25 protein-coding genes are annotated in these 22,533 nt (G+C 70.6%); 4 read left to right on the forward strand and 21 right to left on the reverse strand.

The window, feature by feature from the left end; all coding sequences use genetic code 11:
* Complete coding sequence (locus J2X46_RS16775; RefSeq protein WP_310252975.1) at positions 1-996, forward strand: type IV toxin-antitoxin system AbiEi family antitoxin domain-containing protein; 996 nt, start codon at positions 1-3, stop codon at positions 994-996.
* Positions 997-1,015: 19 nt separating this feature from the next.
* On the opposite strand, the gene J2X46_RS16780 is transcribed toward J2X46_RS16775, so the two are convergent.
* From J2X46_RS16780 to pafA, 12 genes are all read right to left on the reverse strand, one after another.
* Positions 1,016-1,279: a maleylpyruvate isomerase N-terminal domain-containing protein gene (locus J2X46_RS16780; protein ID WP_310252546.1), complete on the reverse strand. Its 264-nt coding sequence runs from the start codon at positions 1,277-1,279 to the stop codon at positions 1,016-1,018.
* Between the two features lie 13 nt (positions 1,280-1,292).
* Complete coding sequence (locus tag J2X46_RS16785) at positions 1,293-1,745, reverse strand: Lrp/AsnC family transcriptional regulator (protein ID WP_310252548.1); 453 nt, start codon at positions 1,743-1,745, stop codon at positions 1,293-1,295.
* 9 nt (positions 1,746-1,754) lie between these two features.
* The gene (locus J2X46_RS16790) at positions 1,755-2,693 is read right to left on the reverse strand and encodes a 5'-3' exonuclease (RefSeq protein WP_310252550.1); all 939 of its coding nucleotides are present in this window, start codon (positions 2,691-2,693) and stop codon (positions 1,755-1,757) included.
* A 21-nt stretch (positions 2,694-2,714) separates the two neighbouring features.
* Positions 2,715-5,519 carry a DEAD/DEAH box helicase gene (locus J2X46_RS16795; RefSeq protein ID WP_310252552.1) on the reverse strand — a complete coding sequence of 935 codons (2,805 nt, stop codon included), beginning with the start codon at positions 5,517-5,519 and terminating at the stop codon, positions 2,715-2,717.
* On the reverse strand, positions 5,516-6,430 hold the full coding sequence (locus J2X46_RS16800; RefSeq protein ID WP_310252553.1) for a diacylglycerol kinase: 915 nt from the start codon (positions 6,428-6,430) through the stop codon (positions 5,516-5,518). The genes J2X46_RS16795 and J2X46_RS16800 overlap by 4 nt, the downstream gene beginning before the upstream one ends.
* A gap of 23 nt (positions 6,431-6,453) precedes the next feature.
* Positions 6,454-6,846, reverse strand: a complete 393-nt coding sequence (locus J2X46_RS16805; protein WP_310252554.1) for a hypothetical protein — start codon at positions 6,844-6,846, stop codon at positions 6,454-6,456.
* A 59-nt stretch (positions 6,847-6,905) separates the two neighbouring features.
* Positions 6,906-7,718: a twin-arginine translocase subunit TatC gene (tatC, locus tag J2X46_RS16810; RefSeq protein ID WP_310252556.1), complete on the reverse strand. Its 813-nt coding sequence runs from the start codon at positions 7,716-7,718 to the stop codon at positions 6,906-6,908.
* Positions 7,719-8,006, reverse strand: a complete 288-nt coding sequence (tatA, locus tag J2X46_RS16815) for a twin-arginine translocase TatA/TatE family subunit (RefSeq protein ID WP_310252977.1) — start codon at positions 8,004-8,006, stop codon at positions 7,719-7,721.
* Between the two features lie 5 nt (positions 8,007-8,011).
* Entirely contained in the window at positions 8,012-9,049 is a 1,038-nt protein-coding gene (locus J2X46_RS16820; RefSeq protein ID WP_310252558.1) for a WYL domain-containing protein, read from the reverse strand.
* A 70-nt stretch (positions 9,050-9,119) separates the two neighbouring features.
* Positions 9,120-10,061 carry a WYL domain-containing protein gene (locus J2X46_RS16825; protein WP_310252559.1) on the reverse strand — a complete coding sequence of 314 codons (942 nt, stop codon included), beginning with the start codon at positions 10,059-10,061 and terminating at the stop codon, positions 9,120-9,122.
* Between the two features lie 59 nt (positions 10,062-10,120).
* A complete protein-coding gene (locus J2X46_RS16830; protein ID WP_310252561.1) occupies positions 10,121-11,080 on the reverse strand; it encodes an FKBP-type peptidyl-prolyl cis-trans isomerase in 960 nt (319 codons plus the stop codon).
* A 121-nt stretch (positions 11,081-11,201) separates the two neighbouring features.
* Positions 11,202-12,563: a Pup--protein ligase gene (pafA, locus tag J2X46_RS16835; RefSeq protein ID WP_310252563.1), complete on the reverse strand. Its 1,362-nt coding sequence runs from the start codon at positions 12,561-12,563 to the stop codon at positions 11,202-11,204.
* 105 nt (positions 12,564-12,668) lie between these two features.
* Here pafA and J2X46_RS16840 point away from each other — a divergent pair, with 105 nt between their 5' ends.
* Positions 12,669-13,079: a hypothetical protein gene (locus J2X46_RS16840; RefSeq protein WP_310252565.1), complete on the forward strand. Its 411-nt coding sequence runs from the start codon at positions 12,669-12,671 to the stop codon at positions 13,077-13,079.
* 3 nt (positions 13,080-13,082) lie between these two features.
* Here the strand turns inward: J2X46_RS16840 and J2X46_RS16845 are convergent, their stop codons facing one another.
* On the reverse strand, positions 13,083-14,000 hold the full coding sequence (locus J2X46_RS16845) for a LysR family transcriptional regulator (protein WP_310252567.1): 918 nt from the start codon (positions 13,998-14,000) through the stop codon (positions 13,083-13,085).
* Positions 14,001-14,097: 97 nt separating this feature from the next.
* Here J2X46_RS16845 and J2X46_RS16850 point away from each other — a divergent pair, with 97 nt between their 5' ends.
* Positions 14,098-14,274: a hypothetical protein gene (locus tag J2X46_RS16850; protein WP_310252569.1), complete on the forward strand. Its 177-nt coding sequence runs from the start codon at positions 14,098-14,100 to the stop codon at positions 14,272-14,274.
* Between the two features lie 45 nt (positions 14,275-14,319).
* Here J2X46_RS16850 and prcA read toward each other — a convergent pair whose 3' ends face one another.
* The 4 genes from prcA to dop form a co-directional block, all read right to left on the reverse strand.
* A complete protein-coding gene (prcA, locus tag J2X46_RS16855; RefSeq protein WP_310252571.1) occupies positions 14,320-15,294 on the reverse strand; it encodes a proteasome subunit alpha in 975 nt (324 codons plus the stop codon).
* Between the two features lie 16 nt (positions 15,295-15,310).
* A complete protein-coding gene (prcB, locus tag J2X46_RS16860) occupies positions 15,311-16,111 on the reverse strand; it encodes a proteasome subunit beta (protein ID WP_310252979.1) in 801 nt (266 codons plus the stop codon).
* Between the two features lie 82 nt (positions 16,112-16,193).
* Entirely contained in the window at positions 16,194-16,391 is a 198-nt protein-coding gene (locus J2X46_RS16865; protein WP_310252572.1) for a ubiquitin-like protein Pup, read from the reverse strand.
* A 111-nt stretch (positions 16,392-16,502) separates the two neighbouring features.
* Entirely contained in the window at positions 16,503-18,011 is a 1,509-nt protein-coding gene (gene dop, locus J2X46_RS16870; protein ID WP_310252573.1) for a depupylase/deamidase Dop, read from the reverse strand.
* A 3-nt stretch (positions 18,012-18,014) separates the two neighbouring features.
* Here dop and J2X46_RS16875 point away from each other — a divergent pair, with 3 nt between their 5' ends.
* Positions 18,015-18,638 carry a methyltransferase domain-containing protein gene (locus J2X46_RS16875; protein ID WP_310252575.1) on the forward strand — a complete coding sequence of 208 codons (624 nt, stop codon included), beginning with the start codon at positions 18,015-18,017 and terminating at the stop codon, positions 18,636-18,638.
* 155 nt (positions 18,639-18,793) lie between these two features.
* Here J2X46_RS16875 and J2X46_RS16880 read toward each other — a convergent pair whose 3' ends face one another.
* The 4 genes from J2X46_RS16880 to J2X46_RS16895 all read right to left on the reverse strand — a co-directional run bounded on the left by J2X46_RS16880 (position 18,794) and on the right by J2X46_RS16895 (position 22,505).
* On the reverse strand, positions 18,794-19,138 hold the full coding sequence (locus J2X46_RS16880; RefSeq protein WP_310252577.1) for a hypothetical protein: 345 nt from the start codon (positions 19,136-19,138) through the stop codon (positions 18,794-18,796).
* Positions 19,139-19,145: 7 nt separating this feature from the next.
* Entirely contained in the window at positions 19,146-20,891 is a 1,746-nt protein-coding gene (gene arc, locus J2X46_RS16885) for a proteasome ATPase (protein WP_310252579.1), read from the reverse strand.
* A gap of 100 nt (positions 20,892-20,991) precedes the next feature.
* The gene (locus J2X46_RS16890; protein WP_310252581.1) at positions 20,992-21,534 is read right to left on the reverse strand and encodes a GrpB family protein; all 543 of its coding nucleotides are present in this window, start codon (positions 21,532-21,534) and stop codon (positions 20,992-20,994) included.
* On the reverse strand, positions 21,531-22,505 hold the full coding sequence (locus J2X46_RS16895) for a tRNA (adenine-N1)-methyltransferase (protein ID WP_310252583.1): 975 nt from the start codon (positions 22,503-22,505) through the stop codon (positions 21,531-21,533). The genes J2X46_RS16890 and J2X46_RS16895 overlap by 4 nt, the downstream gene beginning before the upstream one ends.
* Positions 22,506-22,533 lie beyond the last annotated feature (28 nt).

Consider the following 22,533-nt stretch of genomic DNA (forward strand, 5'->3'; position numbering starts at 1 on the left):
ATGGAGGCACGACTACGAGCTCTGGTGGCCGAGCATGGTGTGTTCACGCGCAAGGATGCCCTCGTCGCCGGCTACCACGACCACGCCATCGCCGGTCTGATCAAGGCCGGCGCTTGGGTACGAGTGCGGCGTGGAGCGTATGTCTTCGGCGACGGTTGGGCAGACCTGAGCGTGAATCAGAGGTACGCCTTGCTGTGTCGCGCGGCCGTCCGTCAGGCGAACACGCGAGTAGTCCTGAGCCACACGAGCTCGGCCAACGAGTACGGCACGCCGCTGTGGGAGTGCGACCTCACCACAGTGCACCTCACCCGGCCCGACGAGCGCGCCGGGCGTGCAGAGGCAGGCATCGTCCAGCATCGCGGAGTGATCGCCGAGGGTGACGTCGTGACCCGCAACGGACGCGAGGTCATGAGCGGTACCCGTACTGCGCTCGAGCTCACCCTGGTGCTCGACGTTGAACACGCGCTGGTCGAGATCGACTACCTGCTCCACAACGGATTCACCACATTGGAGAAGCTGCGACTTCGCTACGAGTCCATGGCCCACTGGCCGCGGAGCCTCACCACCGACCTGGTGCTGCGCCTCGCCGACGAGCGGTCGGAGTCTGTTGGAGAGACACGGGCGCGCTTCCTCTGCTGGGCACAGCACCTTCCAGCGCCGATCCCCAACTATCCGATCCACGACGAGCGCGGCGTCGAGATTGCGCGCGTCGATCTGGCATGGCCACAACTCGGCGTGTTCCTGGAGTTCGACGGAAAGACGAAGTATCAGGAACACCGGCGCAAGGGCGAGTCAGTGGTGGACTGCGTCCTCCGGGAGAAGCAACGTGAGTCGCGCATCTGCGAGCTGACCGGATGGCGTTGCTCCGGATCGTGTGGGCGGACCTCTACAAGCCAGCAGACACTGCGGCTCGCATCCGCAACCTGTTTCAGCAGCCAGCCGCGTGAGCCGGGTTGTCAGGCTGTCGCTGAAGTTGTCGGCCCTTGCACAGCCTGACAAGTTCAGTGATCCCCGGTCAGCCGGGGATCACTCGGGTGGTCGTCAGTTGGCGGGGAGGTGGGACGGAAGGGCCAGGGCCGTCGCGAGGGCGGGGGTCCGCGAGCGGGGCGACGCCGGCCGCAGGACCGAGCACGGGCGCCCAGGCGAGGTGCGCGGCCATGTCGAGCACGCGCCACTCGCCGCACAGCGACGGCGTCTGCCACTGCTCCTCGGTCAACCCTTCCAGGGTGCCGATGAGCGCGTCGCGCTCGGATCTCACCATGTCCGTCAGCTCGGTCATGGCGCCTCCAGGGTCAGCTGATGGGACGGTTCTCGTAGGGCGTGGAGAGCACGATCGTGGTGCGGGTCGAGACGCTCGCGGACGCCCGGATCCGGGCCAGCAGCTCCTCGAGCGCGAGGGGCGTGGCGACGCGGATCTTGAGGATGTAGGACTCCTCGCCGGCCACCGACCAGCACGACTCGATCTCCTGGATGCCGACGAGGCGGTCCGGGTAGTCGTCGGGCTGGGAGGGGTCGATCGGGGTGATCGAGATGAACGCGGTCAGCGGACGCCCGAGCTGGTCGTGGTCGACGGTCGCGCCGTACCCCTTGATCAGCCCGCGCTGCTCGAGCCTCTTGACGCGCTGGTGCACCGCCGACGTGGACAGGTCCGTCGCCTTGCCGAGGTCGGTGAAGGACATGCGGCCGTCAGCGGCCAGCAGGGAAAGGATCTGCCGGTCCTTGGACTCGACCTCGGAAGAACTCACGGGGGCAGACTAGTCGGACCCGGACAGTGCCTCCACGAGGCGCACGGCAGATGAACCGAGGTCCCACTGCTCGTCGAGCGCGACCACCGCGGCGTGGTCGACCGGGGTCCGCGGCCGGGTCAGGTCGGGCGAGCCCAGGTCCAGGTCGCGGCGTACGGCGACCACCTGGGGCGCGACGGCGAGGTAGTCCTCCGCGGCCTTGATCTTCCCGCGCGGTCCGGGCCCCATGTCGGAGTCCGGGTCGAGCGCGGCCTCGACGATCGCACCGACCGTGCCGAAGCGGTTGAGCAGCGTGGCTGCGGTCTTGTCCCCCACGCCGGCCACTCCGGGCAGGCCGTCCGAGGCGTCGCCGCGCAGCGTGGCCAGGTCGGCGTACTGTTTCGCGTCGACGCCGTACTTGGTGCGCACCCAGGCGTTGTCGACGCGCTCGTGCTTGCTGACGCCGCGCGCGACGTAGAGCACCCGCACGGCAGCGTCGTCGTCGACGAGCTGGAAGAGGTCGCGGTCGCCGGTGACGATGTCGACCGGCATCCCGGCGCCCGTGGCGAGGGTGCCGATCACGTCGTCGGCCTCCATCTCGGCGTGCCCCACCACGGGGATGCCGTAGGCCGCCAGCACGGACTGGATGATCGGGATCTGCGTCTCGAGCGGGTCGGGGACCTCCTCGACGTCGGGCCGAGGGCCGGGGATCGCGCGGACCACTCGGTGGGCCTTGTAGGACGGGATCAGGTCGACGCGCCACTGCGGGCGCCAGTCGTCGTCCCAGCAGCAGGCGAGGTGGGTCGGGTCGTACTCCCCCACCAGTCGGCTGATGAAGTCCATCAGCCCGCGCACGGCGTTGACGGGGGTGCCGTCGGGCGCCCGCATCGAGTCCGGCACGCCGAAGAAGGCCCGGAAGTAGAGGGACGCGGTGTCGAGGAGCAGCAGGCGCTGGCCGGAGTCGGTCACGCAGGTGAGCCTGCCACAGCCCTACTCGGCCAGCACGGAGTACGCCACCACGCCACGTTTGAGGGACGCCGCGGTGCTCCGCGCGACACCCCGCAGCGGGCTGTCGCCGGCCGCATCGGCCACCTGCCCGCAGAGGTCGAGCAGCTGCTTCATCCAGCGCACGAAGTCGCCCGCGGACAACCCGGTGACCATGAGGACGTCGTCAAGGTCGTCGCCCTCGGCCCAGCGCCAGGCCGCCCACGCGAAGCCGAGGTCGGGCTCGCGCAGGAAGTCCAGCTTGTGGTCGCGCTCGAGGGCGTCGAGCTGGCCCCAGAGCCGGACGAGCTCGGCCAGGGCCGGCTGCACCTTGCCCCCGGGCAGCCTCGGCGACGACGCGTCGTCGGCCCGGCGTGCCTCGAAGACCAGCGCGGACAGCACCGCGGCCAGCTCGGAGGGAGCGAGCTCGTCGAAGATCCCGGCCCGGATCGCCTCCGCGGCGACCAGGTCCATGTCGGTGTAGATCCGGCGCAGGTGGCCGCCCTGCTCGGTGACCTTCTCGCCCTCAAGGTAGCCCAGTGCGGTCAGCACGTCGCAGACCCGGTCGAAGGTGCGCGCGACCGTGTTGGTGCGGTTCTCCACGCGCCGCTTGAGGGTCTCGGTGTCGCGCTGCAGCTTGAACCACCGCTCGGCCCACCGCGAGTGGTCCTCGCGGTCGGGGCACTGGTGGCACGGGTGCGACTTGAGGTCGGCGCGCAGCCGGCCGATCTCGCGGTCGGCCGCCGTGTCGCTGAACGAGTCCCGCTGCTTCGTACGACGCTGGGCGGGCGCGTCGAAGGAGTCGGCCCGCGAGCGCAGCGCATTGGCGAGCTCGCGCCGCTGGGCCGGGTTGCGGCCGTTGAACGACTTGGGGATCCGCAGCCGCCCGATCGACTCGACCGGCACCGGGAAGTCCATCATCGCCAGCCGGCGGGCCTGCCGGTCCGCGGTGACGACGTAGGGGCGCGGCTCGTCGCCCGAGGTGCCCGGGTCGATGACCACCGCGAGCCCGCTGAACTTGCCGGCGGGCACCTGGATCACGTCACCCGGGCGGAGCTTGCCCAGCGAGGCGGCGGCCTCGCCACGACGGTCCTGCCGGCGCTCGCGGGCGGCGCCCTTCTCGAGGTCGGAGATGCGGCGACGCAGCCCGGCGTACTCCATGAAGTCGCCGAGGTGGCAGGTCGCGGCCTCCGCGTAGCCGTCGAGCGCCTCCTCGGCCTTGTGCACCTGCCGGGCGAGCCCGACGACGGCCTTGTCGGCCTGGAACTGCGCGAACGACTGCTCCAGCAGCTCGCGCGATCGCGCGCGACCGAACTGGTGCACCAGGTTGACCGCCATGTTGTAGGACGGCCGGAATGAGGAGCGGAGCGGATAGGTGCGCGTCGAGGCGAGGCCGGCGACCTCGCGCGGGTTCATCCCGGGCTGGTAGAGCACGACGCCGTGACCCTCGATGTCGAGGCCGCGACGGCCGGCTCGACCGGTCAGCTGGGTGTACTCCCCCGGCGTCAGGTCGGCGTGGCTCTCGCCGTTCCACTTCGAGAGCTTCTCGATGACGACGGTGCGCGCGGGCATGTTGATGCCGAGCGCGAGGGTCTCGGTCGCGAAGACGACCTTGACCAGACCCTCCTGGAAGAGCTCCTCCACGACCTGCTTGAACGCCGGGAGCAGCCCCGCGTGGTGGGCGGCGATGCCGCGGGTGAGGCCGTCGAGGAACTCGTGGTAGCCCAGGACGTGCAGGTCCTCCTCGGGCAGCGAGCGCGAGGCCTCCTCGACGCGGGCGAAGATCTCGTCGCGCTCGGCCGCCGTGGTGAGCCGGGTGTTGGCCTGCACCAGCTGGGTCACCGCGGCGTCGCAGCCGGCGCGGCTGAAGATGAAGACGATCGCCGGCAGCAGGCCCTCGCGGTCGAGCCGCTCGACCACGTCGACCCGGCTCGGGATCCAGACCCGGCGGCCGTTGCCGACCGAGCGCGGGTTCTTCGACGAGCCCGGCTTCCCCTTGCGCGGCGAGCGCCGGTCGCGCATCAGCCGGGTGCTGGCCCAGTCGTCGCGGGCGATCCGGGTCAGCTCGTCGTTGACCGGGGCGCCCTCCTTGACGAAGCCCGCGCTCGCGTCGACGTCGGAGGACGCGAAGAGGTCGAGCAGCCGACGGCCCACCATGACGTGCTGGAACAGCGGCACCGGCCGCTTCTCCTCCAGGATCGTGGTGGTCTCGCCACGCACCGTGGCCAGCCACTCGCCGAACTCCTCGGCGTTGGACACCGTCGCCGACAGCGACACGAGCGTCACCGACTCCGGCAGGTGGATGATCACCTCCTCCCAGACCGCGCCACGCATCCGGTCGGCGAGGTAGTGCACCTCGTCCATCACGACGTAGCCCAGGCCCAGCAGCGTGCGCGAGCCGGCGTACAGCATGTTGCGCAGCACCTCGGTGGTCATCACGACCACCGGCGCCTCGCCGTTGACGACGTTGTCCCCCGTCAGCAGGCCGACGTTGTCGGCGCCGTAGCGCTTCACGAGGTCGTGGTACTTCTGGTTCGACAGCGCCTTGATCGGCGTGGTGTAGAACGCCTTGCGGCCGGTCTGGAGCGCCAGGTGGATGGCGAACTCGCCCACGATCGTCTTGCCGGAGCCGGTGGGCGCCGCGACGAGGACGCCTCGCCCGCCCTCGATCTCCTGGCAGGCGCGCACCTGGAAGTCGTCGAGCTCGAAGCCGTAGAGGCCGGAGAAGTCGCGCAGCATCGGGAAGTCCTTGCTCCGCTGGAAGGACGCGTAGCGCTCGGCCGGGCCCTGCTCGTGCTGGTCCTCGCTCATGCGATGACCTCGAGGGCGCCGGGGACGCACTCCACGGTGAGGGGCAGCGGCCCGAAGCGTTCCCCGTCGGCGTACGACACGATGCCGGGCGCGGCGACGGTGACCGACCGCACCCGCCGGTGGACGTACTCCGCGACGCCGTCGATCTTGCCGGTGAACAGACGCGGGTAGGAGCGGACCAGCTTGGTCTTGCTCATCCGGGTGATCACCACGACGTCGAGCAGCCCGTCGTCGAGGAGCGCGCCCTCGGTGATCCGCAGGCCGCCGCCGAAGGACGGACCGTTGCCCACGGCGACCAGCATCGCCTCGTGCTCGATCGTCTCAGCCCCTGAACCACTGTCGAGCTGGAGGACGTAGGGAAGCGGCCGGAACGTGCGCAGCTCGGCCAGCGTGGCGAGGTTGTAGCGCATCTGCCCCTTGGGCCAGGTCATCGCGTTGGCGCGCTCGTTGACGATCGCGTCGAAGCCGGCGGCCAGCACGGTCACGAAGTAGCGGTCACCGCTGCGGGCCAGGTCGATCCTGCGCCGGCGCGAGGCGATGATGCGGTCGGCCGCGGCGACCGGGTCGGTGCGCGGCAGGTCGAGGTAGCGCGCGACGTCGTTGCCGGTGCCGCTCGGGATCAGGCCCAGGGGCACGCCGGTGCCGGCCACGGCCTGCGCTCCGAGGTGCACCAGACCGTCACCGCCGCAGACCACCAGCGCCTCCACCCCGTCGGCCACGCAGGCCCGGGCCAGGTCGGACGCCTCGTCGGCGTCACGTCCCTGGAGGTTGCGGACGACGAATCCGCTCTCGCGCAGCCGGGCGAGCGCCACGTCGCGGTTGCGGGCGCCCTTGCCCTTGCCGGAGGTGGGGTTGGTCAGGAGGGCGATCTCGCGGCCCCGCACGGGTGCGGGCACAGACGGGTCGTGCATGTGCGCGACCCTATCCCCGTGACCTACACGCTCAGTCGCAGCAGCGCCGCGTAGCGCTCGGCGTGTGCGCCGACGGCGCGAGCGAGCCGGCCGAGGGCGTCCAGGACCAGCTCGGGGCCGAACCCGGTGCCGGGGACGGCGAGCACCATCCGGCCGCGGAGGTCGCCGACGACGACCTGACCGTGCCGCCAGGCCTGGTGCACGCGGAGCCGGGTCGCGTCGTCGACCACCGGCTCGGGATAGGCCTCGTCCACGGCGAGGAGGTCGCACACCAGGTCGGTCTCGCCCTCGGCGACGAGTCGTCCCCTGACCAGGTGACCGGTGCGGAGACCGGCCTCGGCGTGCCAGACGACGTCGTGGGTGCCGAGCCACTCGGGCAGGTCGAACGGATCGATGTCGGTGATCACGGCCTGCATGGGTCCACCCTGTCAGACCGGGTCGGGTGGCCTGTCGGAGCGGTGCGAGGTCGTCGGGGCTAGAGCCGCTTGGCGGCCGCCGTGCGTGCCCGGCGCCGGTCGTTGAGGCGGGCGATGACCTCGGAGGCGAAGAACAGCACCATCATCGGCACCGCCATCAGGCACATCGAGAACGGGTCGGTCGACGGGGTGGCCGCGGCCGCGAAGATGAAGGTGCCGATCACGATCCAGGGTCGGTACGCCGCGAGCTGGCGCCCCTTGACCACGCCGGCGAAGTTGAGCAGCACCACGAAGACCGGGATGTTGAAGGACAGCCCGAAGACCAGCAGCGTGCGGGTGAAGAACTGCAGGTAGTCGTTGAAGTCGATCAGGTTGGTGACGCCGTCGGGGTTGAACCCGATGAGGACCTCGAGGGCCACCGGCAGCGTGAAGTAGCCCAGCGCCACGCCGACCAGGAACAGCGGCCCGGCGACGGCGACGAAGATCCGGGTCATCTTCCGCTCCTGGGAGTAGAGCCCGGGGAGCACGAAGGCCCAGATCTGGTAGAGCCAGTAGGGAGCCGTGACGACGATCGCTGCAAAGCCGGCGAGCTTGAGCCACAGCATCAGGCCGGCGGCAGCACCGCTGGTCGTCGCCTCGGTGATGCCGTTGGGCAGCTTCTCCTGAGCGTCCTCGTAGGGCCCGAAGACGCCGTCCAGGAGGTAGTGGCGGAAGTAGAGCGCGATCGCGAACGCGACCACGAACACGAGCAGGCAGCGCAGCAGCCGGGCGCGGAACTCCCGGAAGTGGTCGGACAGCGCCATCCGCCCGTCGGGCCCGACGTCGTGGCGCGGGCCACCCCTGAACAGGCCGACGAGGCCTCCGAGCCTCACTCAGGCGGTGGTGTCGTCGCGACGCTCACGGAGCACCTCGCCGGAGGTCTCGTTGTGCGCCTCGGCCTGCGTCTCCTCGCGGGTCTGGAGCTCCTCGGGCGCAGCCTTGGCGTCCTTGGGGTCCTTGTCGTCGCGGAGGTTCTTCGTCTCGTCCTTGAAGATCTTGAGCGCCTGGCCCGAGCTCCGGGCGAGGTCGGGCAGCTTGGCCGCACCGAACACGAGTACGACGATGAAGAGGATCACCAGCCACTCCGCACCCTGCGGCATGCCGATCATCGGGTTGATCATGGAAGTCACTCCGTCACTTCTGGGGTCCGTGCGATGGGTGCTGCAGTACGTCGAAAGTCTACGCCGTCGTCCTCGTAGAGGCTGAGCGCTTCCCGTGCACTGGCTGTGAACGTGTCGGCGTACGCCGCTGGTGCGAGGAGGGTGGCGTGCGGCGCGAGCCGGAAGAGGAGCGCCTGCGCCCACTGCTCACTGGCCACCTCGAGGTCCACGTCGATCGTGCCGTCGGGGCCGGGACGCTGGCCGGTCACCTGGTAGTACTCGACCACCCAGCGGGCCGGCGGCGCGAGCCGGAGCGTGATCGTGGTGGTCTCGGCGTCGGTGAACCACCCGCCGGTCAGGTCGCGCGGACGGGCGCCCTTGTCGACCACGTCGGTGTCGAGCTCGCGGGCGGCGAGGATGCGGTCCACGCGGAAGGCCCGGTCGCCCTGCGCGGTGTGGCACCACGCGTCTAGGTAGAGCAGGTCCTCGACGCGGGCCAGCCCGCGCGGGTCGACGGTCCGCAGCGACTCCTGGTCGCGCGACGGCACGTGGTAGGTGATCTCCACCTGGTGGCCGCGGGCGATCGCGGACTCGAGCACGGGCACGACGGCGCTGCTCTCGAGCGGGGTCGGCGAGACGTGCAGGCGCAGGAGGTCCTCGCCGTCGGCCCCGGCGGCCGCCTCGAGCTTGGCGAGGGTCCGCTGGATCACGTCGGCGGCGCCTTCGGGCGCCGAGTTGGCCATCGTGCGCAGCGCCACCACCAGCGCGGTGGCCTCGGCCGGGGAGAACCGGACCGGGCGAGCGAGGTAGTCGGCGTTGTCGACGCGGATCATCCGGTCGCCCTCGAGCGCGTCGAGGTCCACCTCGATCAGGTCGCCGGGCAGTCCGGGCGAGAGGCCGGTCATGAAGAGCAGGCGCAGGTCGCGCTCGATCTGCGCGGCGTCGGTGCCTAAGTGGGCGGCCGCGTCGTCGAGCCGGACCTCACCACGGGCGAGGAGGTAGGGCACCAGGGCCAGGAGTCGGGCGACCTGGTCGGGCGCGGTGTCGGCCGGCTGCGTGGTCATCGTCGGGGTCCCCTCGGGATTGTCGAGCGGAGGAGCGAAGCGGGGGAGCTCGAGAATTCCGTGGGGTGACTCATCGGGCCCCCTCCACGATCGAGCGCAGGCGGGTGACGACCTCGTCGCGCAACGCCTCCGGAGCCTGGACGACGACGTCTGCGCCGTAGGTGAGCACCTCGTCGGCGAGCTCGTGCACGGGCCCCTCGACGACCAGCGTGTCCCAGCCGGAGGCGTCAGCGGCCACGGACTCGGCGCGACGGCGAAGGCCGACCCCGGTCCCCTGGCGCACCTGCAGCTCGGCGCGCACGCTCGGGTACGACGGCGACAGCCGGCGGGCGACCGCGCGCACGTCGGTGCCGGCCGGGACGTCGTAGGCCCCGGACTTCCCGGTCGCGCGGACCGGGCCGACGATGCGCGAGAGCCGGAAGACGCGCTCTGCCCCGCGGTCCACGTCGTAGCCGACGACGTACCAGCGGCCCGACGAACGCGCCAGGCCCCACGGCTGCACGCGGCGCGCGGTCGGCGCGGTCTCGCTGGCGCGCTGGTAGGGGAAGCTCACCTGGCGGCGCTTGCCCACGGCGTCCCAGAGCGGCTCGAAGGCCGGCTCGTCGGCGCTGATGGACGGGGCGACCACTTCGAGGCGGGACGGGTCGATCTCGACGCCCTGCCCCTTGAGCTTGGCCAGTGCACGGCCGGTCGCCTTGGCGAGGGTGGCCTGCTGCCAGACCTGCGCTGCGAGGCCGAGGACGGCCGCCTCGTCGGACTCGAAGCGGATCTCGGGCAGCGAGGTCTGCTCGGTGGGGATCCGGTAGCCGATCTCGTCGTCGAAGAACGCGTCGGCGCTGCCGACCTCGATCACGGCGCCGATCTGGCGCAGGGCGTCCTTGTCACGCTCGAAGGCGCGCTCGAAGGCCTCGTCGCCGGCAGGTCCGCGGGCGTGCTCGGGGTAGCACGCCTCGCGGATCGCGTCCTTGCCGATGAACCGCTTCGCCCCGAGCAGGAGGATGTGCAGGTTCATCAGCCGTTCTGCACGTGGCTGCGCCATCCTCCGCTCCCCCTACGTCCGGTCCGGTGAGATCACTTCGCGGCGAGGATGTCGACCACGAAGAACAGGGTGTCGGTGCCCTTGATGCCGGCCTGCTCGTTGCCCGTCTTGCCGTAGCCGTCGGCCGGCGGGATCTCGAGGATCACCCGCGACCCGACGGTGCGACCGACCAGGCGCTCGTCCCAGCCCTTGATGACCTGGCCGACGCCGATCGGGAACTCAGCCGGCTCGCCGCTGTAGGACTCGTCGAAGGGCGCCTTGGCGTCGTAGACCTGGCCGAGGTAGTCCACCGTGAGGGTCTGGCCGGACTTCACCTTGGCGCCGTCGCCCTTCACCAGCGTGGTGGCGATGAGCTTGCCGCTCGGCTCGTGCGCGTTCGTGAAGTCGAGGCCGGTGATGACACCGTCCTTCTCGATCAGCGTCGGCGCCCAGCTCGCGGGCTTCTTGTCCTCGCCCTGCGGGCCGTCGAGGGCCGGGATCGTGTCGGAGCGGCCCATGATGTCCACGACCACGAGGACGGAGTCCTTGTTGCCGATGCCGATGGTGGGGTTGCCGGACTCGCCGTAGGCGTCCTCGGCGGAGGTCAGCAGCGCCACGCGGTCGCCGACCTTGTGCCCGATCATCGCCTCGCGCAGGAACGGCAGGATGTCCTTCGACAGCTCGACCGACTGCGTCGCGCCGCCCTTGGCGTAGGTGCTCTGGGCTTCCTTCTGGGTGAAGCCGTTGCCGATCCACCAGTTCGCCGCGACCGTGTCGCCGTCGGCGACGGTGTCGCCGTCGCCCTCGACGAGGACGTCGGTCTCCTCCTTCGAGCCGTCGAGGCGGCCGTCGAAGGTGACCTTGGGCTCCTCGCCCTGCTTGCCCTCGATCGTCACCGAGCTCAGCGAGGCGCCGCCCTCGTCGGAGTCGCTCGCCTCGGATCCGCAGGCGGCGAGGCCGAGCAGGCTGAGGGCGAGAATGCTGCTGAGGGCAGCGGAACGTACACGGGACACGGGTTCAACCTCATCAATCGGACAGCGTTGCCGGGTCACCCTATCCAGCGACACCTACGCATCGGGTGACGACACCGCCCACAGAACGTCCCGAGGTGGTCTCGAGGCCGTCCTGGCGGGGTCACATCCCGTCGATGAGCCGCTGCACCCGCTCGTCGTACGCCTTGAAGGGGTCCTTGCACAGCACGGTGCGCTGCGCCTGGTCGTTGAGCTTGAGGTGCACCCAGTCGACGGTGAAGTCGCGACGGCGCTCCTGGGCCTTGCGGATGAACTCGCCGCGCAGCCGGGCGCGGGTGTTCTGCGGCGGGACGCTCTTGGCCTCGAAGATCTTCAGGTCGCTGGTCACGCGGGCGACCGCGCCGCGCTTCTCCAGCAGGTAGTAGAGGCCGCGGCCGCGGTGGATGTCGTGGTAGGCGAGGTCGAGCTGCGCGATGCGCGCGTCGCCGAGCGAGAGGCCGTGCTTGGCGCGGTAGCGCTCGATCAGCTTGAGCTTGATGACCCAGTCGATCTCGCGGTCGACGAGGCCGAGGTCGTCGGACTCCACGGCCTTGAGGCCGCGCTCCCACAGGTCGAGGGCACGCTCGATGGTGGGCGTGGAGATCTGGCGACGGTCGACGAAGTCGCGGGCCTTGCCGAGGTACTCCGCCTGGATCTCCAGCGCGCTCGCCTCGCGGCCGTTGGCCAGCCGCACCTTGCGGCGCCCCGTGGTGTCGTGGCTGATCTCGCGGATGGCCCGGATCGGGTTCTCCATCGTGAGGTCGCGCATCACCACGCCTTCCTCGATCATCCGCAGCACGAGGTCGCAGGAGGCCACCTTGAGCATGGTGGTCGTCTCGCTCATGTTGGAGTCGCCGACGATCACGTGGAGGCGGCGGAACCGCTCGGCGTCGGCGTGCGGCTCGTCGCGGGTGTTGATGATCGGGCGGCTGCGCGTGGTGGCGCTGCTGACGCCCTCCCAGATGTGCTCGGCGCGCTGGCTCACGCTGTACGACGCCCCGCGCGGCGTCATCACGACCTTGCCCGCGCCGACCACGATCTGCCGCGTCACGAGAAACGGGATCAAGATGTCGGCGAGCCGGCTGAACTCCCCCGCCCGGCCGACGAGGTAGTTCTCGTGGCAGCCGTAGGAGTTCCCCGCGGAGTCGGTGTTGTTCTTGAAGAGGTAGATGTCGCCGGAGATGCCCTCCTCGTGGAGGCGGTTCTCGGCGTCGAGCAGCAGGCCCTCGAGGATCCGCTCGCCGGCCTTGTCGTGGGTGACCAGGTCGACGATGTCGTCGCACTCGGGCGTGGCGTACTCCGGGTGGCTGCCCACGTCGAGGTAGAGCCGGGCGCCGTTGCGGAGGAAGACGTTGGACGAGCGACCCCAGCTGACGACCTTGCGGAAGAGGTAGCGGGCGACCTCGTCGGGGCTCAGGCGGCGCTGACCCTTGAACGTGCACGTCACGCCGTACTCGTTCTCGATGCCGAAGATCCGCCGGTCCACACTGCCACCCTAGTCTCGCCGGGGTCATCCGCCACGGACTTCCGGACTCCGACACCCGTCGGACCGCGCTTGACGGCCGGCCCCCGCGCGGGTGAGCGTTCCTCCATGGGACCTCGTCACCTCGTCGCGACCGTGCTGGTCGAGCCGAGCGCGGTGGAGGACCTCGAGCTGCGGGTCATGACCGACGACCTGTGGCTCTGGCCGGTGCGCACGGCTCCCGTCGTCGTGGACGGGCCCCGGATGGAGTTCCAGCTGCGGCGGCGGCTCGTCGAGCAGCGCCGTGGTGAGTGGGACGACGCCGCCGCATGGACACCGGTGTGGATCGGCTTCGGCGCCGCGTGGCACGAGTTCGGCCCCGACGGCAACGTCCGCCCGACCGGCCCGCTGCCGTGGGCCGCGCACCAGCGGCTGTGGGGCGCCCTCGACGAGTTCGCGCCGCTGGTGCGCTACCAGCGGCGCCTGCGGGGCATCCCCACGGTGGCGACGTCCGACTGGCCCGGGCTCAACCTGCGCTGAGGCTCACAGCGGCTCGGCGATCGACTGGATGTGGCGCGTCGCCACCTCGATCATCACCTGGGCGGCCGGCGACAGGACGGCGCCCCTGCGGTGCACGATCGCCATCACGTCGTGCTGGCGCGGCCGCAGCGACACGTAGCCCACGTGGGGCGCGATCTGCGGGATGAGCTGCTCGGCGCCTCCGCGCGGGATGACCGAGTCGCCGTAGCCACGGCCGACCAGGTCCACCGCCGTCTCGACCTCCTCGACCTCGATGCGGGTCTGGGGGTTGTGCCCGGCCTCGTGCAGGAAGCGCCGCAGCACCGTCCGGACCGAGTCGCTGGCGCGCCACGTCGTCTCCGGCATGATCAGCGAGGCCTGCGCGAGCCGCGCCGGCGTCACGGGCGTGGCGAGGCGCTCGGGGTCCGCCGAGATGTAGACCAGCTCGTCGCGCGCCACCGGGATGACCGTCATGCCCTCGCTCTCGACGCTGGTGACCGCGATCATCGCCGCCTCCAGGTGGCCGCGCCGGAGCTGCTCCTGGACCTCGTTGGAGTGCTGGCCGATCAGCTCGACGCGGACCCCGGGATAGCGCTCGAGCACGTCAGCGACGATCTGCGCACCGGCGTACAACCGTGCGGCGCCGAACATCCCGAAGCGGATGGTGCCGCTCTCCAGCGACGCGGCGCTCTGCACGGCCTTGCGCGCCTCCGCCGCCGCGGCGATCGCCTGCTCGGCGTACGGGCGGAGCGTGTCGGCGAGCGTCGTCGGTGTCACGCCGCGGCCCACCCGCCGGAAGAGCACGACGCCGAGGGTCTTCTCGAGCGCGCGCACCTGCTCCGAGACCGAGGGCTGGGCGTAGCCGAGCTCCTCGGCCGCAGCGGTGAGCGAGCCGTGCTCGTACGTCGCGAGGAAGCACCGCAGCTGGTGCAGCGAAAGCATAGGAACCTCCTTGGGAAGCCTCTGGTAACAGAGGCTATTCCTGTCGGAGGGCAGCCACGATCATGGAGGCACGCAACCGATCTGAGGAGGTCAAGCGATGTTCGACAACAACTGCCAGGTGTGTGGCACCCGAGTGCTCATCTTCCCGAGCCAGCTCACGTCGCTGGCCAACACCGACGACGGCATCGTCGTCACGTTCACGTGCTGGTGCGGCACGGAGCAGAAGCAGCTGACCGGCCGGGCCACGCCAGTCGGTCACGAGATCGCCGCCTGAGCGGAGCCGTTGCAACGGCTCCGCATGCGGCGGACGGGCCGCCGGTCAGCCCAGCGGGTCGATCGGCGGCTGCGGAGCCGGCGGCGGTGCCTCGCCCGGCGACGCCGGGTCGGTGGGTCCCTGCTCGGAGGGACGCGCCGGCGGCGCCACCGGCGGGGCGACGGGCGGTGCCACCGGGGGCTCCCCCGTCACCGGGTTCTCCAGCGGCGGCGTGGCGCCGCTGACCTGGTCCGTCGGGTCGGCGGGGTCGTCCTGGCCGCTCTGCTGCGGGGCCGCGCCCGCCACCGCGTCCTCCGCGTTGGTGGCCGCGGGCTCGGTCGCGCCACGCTCCCCGAGGATCTCGGTGAGGCGCTGCTCGCGCAGCCGCAGGAACTTGCGCGGCTGGGTCCGGGTGCGGTCGAGCACCGCGACCTCGAGGTCATCGGCCGGGATCACCCGGTCGTCGGTCTCGCTGTGGCCGAGCGCGGCGACCGCGAGCCGCAGCGCCGTCTCGAGCGGCGCACCGGCCTCGTAGTGCTCCTCGAGGTAGCCCGCGACGACGTCGGCCGCGCCACCCATCACCGCATAACCGTGCTCGTCGGCGACCTGGCCGTCGTAGGTCAGGCGGTAGAGCTGGTCGTCCTCGACCACGTCGCCGATCTCGGCGACGAAGATCTCGACCTCGTAGGGCTTCTCGCCGCCCGAGGAGAAGATCGTGCCGAGGGTCTGGGCATAGGCGTTGGCCAGCCCGCGACCCGTGACGTCACGCCGGTCGTAGGCGTAGCCGCGCATGTCGGCGAGGCGTACGCCGGCGATGCGGAGGTTCTCGAACTCGTTGTAGCGCCCGACCGCCGCGAAGGCGATCCGGTCGTAGATCTCGCTGACCTTGTGCAGCGCCTGGGAGGGGTTCTCCGAGACGAACAGGACGCCGTCGGCGTACTGGATCGCGACGACGGACCGGCCGCGGGCGATGCCCTTGCGGGCGAAGTCGGCCCGGTCCTTCATCAGCTGCTCGGGCGAGACGTAGAACGGCATACTCATGTGGGAGGGCTCCTGCTCAGACCAGGGCCGCGGCGGGGCCGTCGGGACGCTGCATCCGGGCGGCGATCATCCGGTCGGCGATCGCGGAGACCTCCTCCTCGGGCATCCGTCGGCCGCCGGAGGGCGTGATGAGGTGGACGACCGGGAAGATCCGGCGCGTGAGGTCGGGACCGCCGGTCGCAGAGTCGTCGTCGGCGGCGTCGTAGAGCGCCTGGATGACCGCGGTGACGGCCTCCTCCTCGCTGAGGTCGTCGCGGTAGAGCTTCTTCAGCGAGCCGCGGGCGAACAGCGAGCCGGAGCCGACCGAGTGGAACGCGGTCTCCTCGTAGCGGCCGCCGGTGACGTCGTAGCTGAAGATCCGACCCTGGCCGGCCGCGAGGTCGTAGCCGGCGAAGAGCGGGACGACGGCCAGGCCCTGCATGGCCAGCCCGAGGTTGGCGCGGATCAGGGCGGCGAGCCGGTTGGCCTTGCCGTCCATCGACAGCGTGGTGCCCTCGATCTTCTCGTAGTGCTCGAGCTCGGTCTGGAAGAGCCGCACCATCTCGACGGCGAGCCCGGCCGTGCCGGCGATGCCGACGACGGAGAACTCGTCGGCCGGGAAGACCTTCTGGATGTCGCGCTGGGCGATGATGTTGCCCATCGTGGCGCGCCGGTCGCCGGCCATCACCACGCCGCCGGCGAAGGTCGCGGCCACGATCGTGGTGCCGTGGGGCGCCAGGTCACCGGCGTCGCCGGTGGGCACGGCGCGGCGTGACGGGAGCAGCTCGGGCGCCTGCGCTCCGAGGAAGTCGGCGAAGCTCGACGTGCCCGGTGTCATGTAGGACGCGGGCAGCCGAGACTCGTCGCTCACTCGGGGTCCCTGTCGAAACCGCAGCGGAGCGAGGATTTCGATGGGGTGTTCATTCGCCGCCCTTCTGGATGAACGACTTCACGAAGTCCTCGGCGTTGGTCTCGAGCACCTCGTCGATCTCGTCGAGGATCGCGTCGACGTCCTCGTCGATCATCTCCTTGCGCTCGGCGACGTCGCTCTCGACGACCTCCTCGGTCGCCGTCTCCTCCTGCGAGGACTTGCGCGGCTGCTTCTGCTCCTGGGCCATACCAGTGACCCTATCCACTCCCGCCGACGTCACAAGCGACTTGCCCACCGAGAGGACGTCTCGGTTTTGACACGCTCGCCGGCGCTCGCTGCTCCACCAGCGACGTGGGCGTCAGCGGGTGATCGCGGCGACCAGCGCCTGGGCGGTGTCGCTGCGGTCGATGAGGTCGCCGACGTGGGCCTGGGTGCCCCGCAGGGGGTCGATGGTGGGCACGCGCTGGAGGGACTCGCGACCCGGGAGGTCGAAGATCACCGAGTCCCACGAGGCGGCCGCGACCGCGTCGGCGTACTTGTCGAGGCAGCGGCCGCGGAAGTAGGCGCGCGTGTCGGTGGGCGGCTCGTGCATCGACGCCTCGATCGAGGCGTCGTCGAGCAGCCGCTGGATCCGGCCGGAGGCCGCGAGCCGGTGGTAGAGCCCCTTGTCGGGCCGGATGTCGGCGTACTGGAGGTCGATGAGGTGCAGCTTGGCGTCGTCCCAGTCGAGGTCGTCGCGGTCGCGGTACTGGGTGAGCAGCTTGAGCTTGGCGACCCAGTCGAGCTCGGTGGCGCACTCCATCGGGTCGCGTTCGAGGCGGGTCAGCACGGACTCCCAGCGCTGCAGGACGTCGAGCGTCTGCTCGTCGGCGTCGGCGCCGTAGCGGTCCTCGACGAACTTGCGGGCGAGGTCGAGGTACTCCAGCTGCAGCTGTACGGCGGTCAGCTTGCGCCCGTCGCGCAGCGTGATCAGGTGGCGCAGCGTCGGGTCGTGCGAGACGTCGCGCAGCGCCCGGACCGCGCCCTCGACGGACAGGTCGGCGTCGATGAAGCCGTCCTCGATCATCGCCAGCACGAGCGAGGTGGTGCCCGACTTCAGGTAGATGGAGATCTCGGCGAGGTTGGCGTCACCGAGGATGACGTGGAGGCGGCGATAGATCGCGGGGTCGGCGTGCGGCTCGTCGCGGGTGTTGATGATCGGCCGCTTGAGCGTCGTCTCCAGGCCCACCTCGACCTCGAAGTAGTCGGCTCGCTGGCTGATCTGGAAGCCGTGGTCGCGCCCGTCCTGGCCGATGCCGACCCGGCCGGCGCCGGTGACGACCTGCCGCGAGACGAAGAACGGCGTCAGGTGGCGCACGATCTCGGCGAACTGCGTGGAGCGCCGCATCAGGTAGTTCTCGTGGGCGCCGTAGGAGGCGCCCTTGTTGTCGGTGTTGTTCTTGTAGAGCAGGATCGGCGTGCTGCCGGGGATCTGGGCGGCCATCCGCGACGCGTCGAGCATGACCTGCTCCCCCGCCTTCTCCCACCGCACCACGTCGAGAGGCGTGGTCACCTCGGGCGAGGAGTACTCCGGGTGGGCGTGGTCGACGTAGAGCCGGGCTCCGTTGCCGAGGATCACGTTGGCCAGGCCGAGGTCCTCGTCGGTGAGCTGGCTCGGGTCGGCGATCTGGCGGGCCATGTCGAAGCCACGCGCGTCACGCAGCGGCGACTCCTCCTCGAAGTCCCAGCGGGCCCGCCGGGCCTTGACCGTCGAGGACGCGTAGGCGTTGACGATCTGGGACGACGCCACCATCGGGTTGGCCGCGGGCTGCCCCTGCACCGAGATGCCGTACTCGACCTCGGTGCCCATCACGCGTCGTACGCTCATGGCATGAGCCTACGGCTGTGGGACGAACGCGTCGTGCCACGACTGACCGATCTGAGCCTGCGCGGCCACGAGGTGGGTGAGCTGCGCGAGGTCGCGTGCGCCGGCCTCACCGGTGGGGTGCTCGAGATCGGCTTCGGCAGCGGGCTCAACGTCCGGTGGTATCCGTCCGAGGTCACGGGCGTCACCGCGATCGAGCCGTCCGACGTCGGGTGGCGGCTGTCCGAGCGACGTCGGGCGCGCACCACCCTCCCCATCGAGCGGGCCGGGCTCGACGGCCAGCGGCTCGACCTGCCCGACGACTCCCACGACAGCGCTCTGGTGACCTTCAGCCTCTGCACGATCCCCGACGCGGTGCTGGCGCTGCACGAGGCGCGACGCGTGGTGCGCGCGGGCGGTCGCCTGCACGTGCTGGAGCACGGGCTGGCGCCCGACGAGTCCGTACGACGCTGGCAGCGGCGCGTCGAGCCGGTGCAGCGCGCGATCGCGGGAGGCTGCCACCTCACCCGTGACGTGCCGGCCATGGTGGCGGAGGCCGGGTGGCACGTCACGGAGGTCCAGCAGGAGTACCTGCCGGGCCCGGCCGCGAGCCGGCCGTGGACCTACGGCTACCGGCTGCTCGCGGACTGACGTCCGTGCTGAGGGTCCTCAGCGCCCGCGGCGGAGGAACCCCAGCAGGAAGATGACCACGATGACGATGACGACGATGATCAGGATGCTTCGCATCTGCTCAACCTAGACCCGAGCGCGGCCCTGCGGGATCCTCCCGGCGGGTGAGGCGCCGGCTACTGCCGCGACTGCCAGGCGTGCGCGACGTTGACCGCGACGATCCCGGCCAGCGTGACGAGGAGCGCCAGGAACTGGTCGTTCACCCCGAGCGCGATGCTGATCGGGATGAAGGCGACCAGGGAGATGATGCCGAGCGCGAGCTGCCGAGCGCCGCCGCCTGCCACCGCAGCCGACCGTCCGCGCTGGAGCGCGACCTGGTCGGCCACCCGCCGCTCGACAGCCCGCTCGATGCGCTCCGCGAAGCCGTCGACGAGCTCGGCGTCGTAGCGGGCGCCGAGCTCGCGACGGGTGGCGAGGGCAGCCTCGATGTCGCTGTGCCCGAGGTCGTCCTCCCTGGTCAACGAGGACTCACAGGTACTGACCGGTGTTGGCGACCGTGTCGATGGAGCGGCCGGGCTCGGTGCCCTGCTTGCCGGTGATGAGGGTGCGGATGAACACGATGCGCTCACCCTTCTTGCCCGAGATCCGCGCCCAGTCGTCGGGGTTGGTCGTGTTGGGCAGGTCCTCGTTCTCCTTGAACTCGTCGACGCACGCCTGGAGCATGTGCTGGACCCGCAGGCCCCGCTGGGCGGGGTTGAGGTCGCTGTCGAGGAAGTCCTTGATCGCCATCTTCTTGGCGCGGTCGACGATGTTCTGGATCATCGCCCCGGAGTTGAAGTCCTTGAAGTAGAGGACCTCCTTGTCACCGTTGGCGTAGGTGACCTCGAGGAAGCGGTTCTCCTCCGACTCGGTGTACATCCGCTCCACGGTCGCCCGGATCATCGCGTTCACGGTCGCCCCGCGGTCGTCGTGGAACTCCGCGAGGTCCTCGGCGTGCAGCGGCAGGGTCGGGGTGAGGTACTTGGAGAAGATGTCGCGCGCCGACTCGGCGTCGGGGCGCTCGATCTTGATCTTCACGTCGAGACGACCGGGCCGCAGGATCGCGGGGTCGATCATGTCCTCGCGGTTGGAGGCGCCGATGACGAGCACGTTCTCCAGCGCCTCGACGCCGTCGATCTCGCTCAGCAGCTGCGGCACGATCGTGTTCTCCACGTCGGAGGAGACGCCCGAGCCGCGGGTGCGGAAGAGGGAGTCCATCTCGTCGAAGAACACGATGACGGGCGTGCCGAGCGAGGCCTTCTCCCGCGCCCGCTGGAAGACCAGGCGGATGTGGCGCTCGGTCTCGCCGACGTACTTGTTGAGCAGCTCGGGGCCCTTGATGTTGAGGAAGTACGACTTCCCCGACGCCCCGGTGCGCTCGGCGACCTTCTTGGCCAGCGAGTTGGCGACCGCCTTGGCGATCAGCGTCTTGCCGCAGCCGGGCGGGCCGTAGAGCAGCACGCCCTTCGGCGGCTTGAGCTCGTGGTCCTTGAACAGCTCGGGGTGGAGGTACGGCAGCTCGACCGCGTCGCGGATGGCGTCGATCTGGGTGGTGAGGCCGCCGATCTGGGTGTAGTCGATGTCGGGCACCTCCTCCAGGACCAGCTCCTCGACCTCGGACTTGGGCACGACCTCGTAGACGTAGCCCGAGCGGGTGTCGAGCAGGAGCGAGTCGCCGGCGCGGATGGTGACGTCCTCGGCGCGCAGGGGCTCGGCGAGCCGCACGACGCGCTCCTCGTCGGCATTGGCGATCACCAGCGCGCGGTCGCCGTCGGCGAGGATCTCCTTGAGCATCACGACCTCGCCGACCTGCTCGAAGTCGAGCGCGGACACCACGTTGAGGGCCTCGTTGAGCATGACCTCCTGGCCACGCACCAGCCCGTCGAGGTCCACCGCCGGGCTCACGCTGACGCGCAGCTTGCGGCCTCCGGTGAACACGTCGACCGAGTCGTCCTCGTTGCGCGTCAGGAAGGTGCCGAAGCCTGCCGGCGGCTGTGCCAGCCGGTCGACCTCCTCCTTGAGCGTGGTGATCTGGTCACGCGCGTCGCGCAGCGTCTGCGCGAGGCGCTCGTTCTGGCTCGAGACGGCGGCCAGCGATCGCTGCGCGTCGGCCAGCCGGGTCTCCAGTCCGCGGGACTGCCCGGGTGCGTCGTCGAGGCGGCGGCGCAGGTCGGTGACCTCGGCCTCCAGGTAGCGCACCTGAGTGGCAAGTTGCTCGCGTGTCGGCTCAGTCATCTCGCACCTCCTGTTTCGACACTACCCATGAACGCACGGGACGGAAGTGGATATCTCGTCGTGTTGATCACCGTTTCGCAACGTCGCCGTTGCCGGGGTGTCAGCCGCCGTTGAGCCGCCGGATCGCATCGAGCTCCGCCTCGCTGAACTCCCCGGAGGCCTCGAGCACCTGCTGCAGGACGGCGGACTTGCCGGCGAGGTAGGTGTCGATGTCCATGGTGGGGTCGTCGGCCAGCGCCCGCTTCACGTCGGCGTACGCGTCGCGCAGGTCGTCGTGGCTGCGCAGCACGTCGCGGACCGCGAGGTGGTTGCGGACGTTGGGCGTGCCCGCAGTGCAGACGTAGACGTTGCGGCGGGGCGGTCCGGGTGCGTGGAACGCCTCGCGGCCCCGGACCCCGAGGTCCCCGCGGTGCTCGTGGCCGACCGACTCCAGTGCGGAGATCGCCGCGGACGCGTCGTCGGCGGCGACGATGACGTCGATGTCGAGGATCGGCTTGGCCGCGAGCCCCGGCACCGAGGTCGAGCCGACGTGCTCGACCACGGCGGTCGGGACGTCGGCCAGGGCCTCACGCAGGACGGCGGCGACCGCCTCGAACTCCTCGGCCCAGCGTGGCGTCCACTCGACGACCTCGATGCCGCTCACAGGTCGATGTCGGGGTGGCCGTCGGTCGCCTCGAGCGGAGGTACGTCGGCGGGGCGGGGGCCGGTGTAGTCGGGGCCGTAGGCACCGGGCGCCGGACGACGGGTCTTGCGCGGCGGCTTCTCCCCCGGCGCCATCCGACGGGCAGTGACCAGGAACGCGGTGTGGCCGATCATCTTGTGGCCGGGGCGGACCGCCAGGCCCTCCACGTGCCAGTCGCGCACGAGCGACTCCCACGGCTGCGGCTCGGTGAAGCCACCGTGGGCGCGCAGGGTCTCGACGACGCGGGAGAGCTGCGTGGTGGTCGCGACGTAGGCGCACACGATGCCGCCGGGCACGAGGGCGTCGGCGACGGTGTCGACGCAGTTCCACGGGTCGAGCATGTCGAGGATGATCCGGTCGACCTGCGTGCCGAGCGCGGGCAGGCCCTCCTTCAGGTCGCCCAGGCGCAGGTCCCACGCAGGGTGCGTCTGCCCCTCGGGCGCGGAGAAGAACTGGTTGACGTTGCGACGCGCGACGTCGGCGAACTCCTCGCGCAGCTCGAACGAGGTCACGCGACCCCAGGGACCGACCGCGCGGAGCAGCGAGCAGGTGAGCGCACCCGAGCCTGCTCCGGCCTCGACGACGCGGGCGCCGGGATAGATGTCGGCGAGCGCCACGATCTGGGCGGCGTCCTTGGGGTAGACGACGGCCGCACCGCGCGGCATCGAGACGACGAACTCGTTGAGCAGCGGGCGGAAGACGAGGTACTGCCCGCCGGCCGACGAGGTGATCGTGAACCCCTCGTCGCGACCGATCATGTCGTCGTGGTCGAGGTGGCCCTTGTTGGAGAAGAAGCGCTTGCCCTCGACGAGCTCGAAGTTGTGCTTGCGGCCCTTCTGGTCGGTCAGCCGCACCCACTCACCCACCCTCAGGGGGCCGCGGTGGACGCCGGACCAGGCCTCGGCGGGGACGTCGGGAGACTGCTCGGACATGCCGCGCAGACTAGTGGCCGGAGGGCCG

The sequence above is a fragment of the Nocardioides sp. BE266 genome (assembly GCF_031457855.1).
Classification (GTDB): Bacteria; Actinomycetota; Actinomycetes; order Propionibacteriales; family Nocardioidaceae; genus Nocardioides.

Excerpts from the sequence above, each read along its gene's own strand:
- J2X46_RS16775 (WP_310252975.1), top strand. The coding sequence starts at position 1 with ATGGAGGCACGACTACGAGCTCTGGTGGCCGAGCATGGTGTGTTCACG.
- J2X46_RS16780 (WP_310252546.1), bottom strand. The coding sequence starts at position 1,279 with ATGACCGAGCTGACGGACATGGTGAGATCCGAGCGCGACGCGCTCATC.
- J2X46_RS16795 (WP_310252552.1), bottom strand. The coding sequence starts at position 5,519 with ATGAGCGAGGACCAGCACGAGCAGGGCCCGGCCGAGCGCTACGCGTCC.
- J2X46_RS16800 (WP_310252553.1), bottom strand. The coding sequence starts at position 6,430 with ATGCACGACCCGTCTGTGCCCGCACCCGTGCGGGGCCGCGAGATCGCC.
- J2X46_RS16805 (WP_310252554.1), bottom strand. The coding sequence starts at position 6,846 with ATGCAGGCCGTGATCACCGACATCGATCCGTTCGACCTGCCCGAGTGG.
- tatA (WP_310252977.1), bottom strand. The coding sequence starts at position 8,006 with ATGATCAACCCGATGATCGGCATGCCGCAGGGTGCGGAGTGGCTGGTG.
- J2X46_RS16820 (WP_310252558.1), bottom strand. The coding sequence starts at position 9,049 with ATGACCACGCAGCCGGCCGACACCGCGCCCGACCAGGTCGCCCGACTC.
- J2X46_RS16825 (WP_310252559.1), bottom strand. The coding sequence starts at position 10,061 with ATGAACCTGCACATCCTCCTGCTCGGGGCGAAGCGGTTCATCGGCAAG.
- J2X46_RS16840 (WP_310252565.1), top strand. The coding sequence starts at position 12,669 with ATGGGACCTCGTCACCTCGTCGCGACCGTGCTGGTCGAGCCGAGCGCG.
- J2X46_RS16845 (WP_310252567.1), bottom strand. The coding sequence starts at position 14,000 with ATGCTTTCGCTGCACCAGCTGCGGTGCTTCCTCGCGACGTACGAGCAC.
- J2X46_RS16850 (WP_310252569.1), top strand. The coding sequence starts at position 14,098 with ATGTTCGACAACAACTGCCAGGTGTGTGGCACCCGAGTGCTCATCTTC.
- prcA (WP_310252571.1), bottom strand. The coding sequence starts at position 15,294 with ATGAGTATGCCGTTCTACGTCTCGCCCGAGCAGCTGATGAAGGACCGG.
- prcB (WP_310252979.1), bottom strand. The coding sequence starts at position 16,111 with ATGACACCGGGCACGTCGAGCTTCGCCGACTTCCTCGGAGCGCAGGCG.
- J2X46_RS16865 (WP_310252572.1), bottom strand. The coding sequence starts at position 16,391 with ATGGCCCAGGAGCAGAAGCAGCCGCGCAAGTCCTCGCAGGAGGAGACG.
- dop (WP_310252573.1), bottom strand. The coding sequence starts at position 18,011 with ATGAGCGTACGACGCGTGATGGGCACCGAGGTCGAGTACGGCATCTCG.
- J2X46_RS16875 (WP_310252575.1), top strand. The coding sequence starts at position 18,015 with ATGAGCCTACGGCTGTGGGACGAACGCGTCGTGCCACGACTGACCGAT.
- arc (WP_310252579.1), bottom strand. The coding sequence starts at position 20,891 with ATGACTGAGCCGACACGCGAGCAACTTGCCACTCAGGTGCGCTACCTG.
- J2X46_RS16895 (WP_310252583.1), bottom strand. The coding sequence starts at position 22,505 with ATGTCCGAGCAGTCTCCCGACGTCCCCGCCGAGGCCTGGTCCGGCGTC.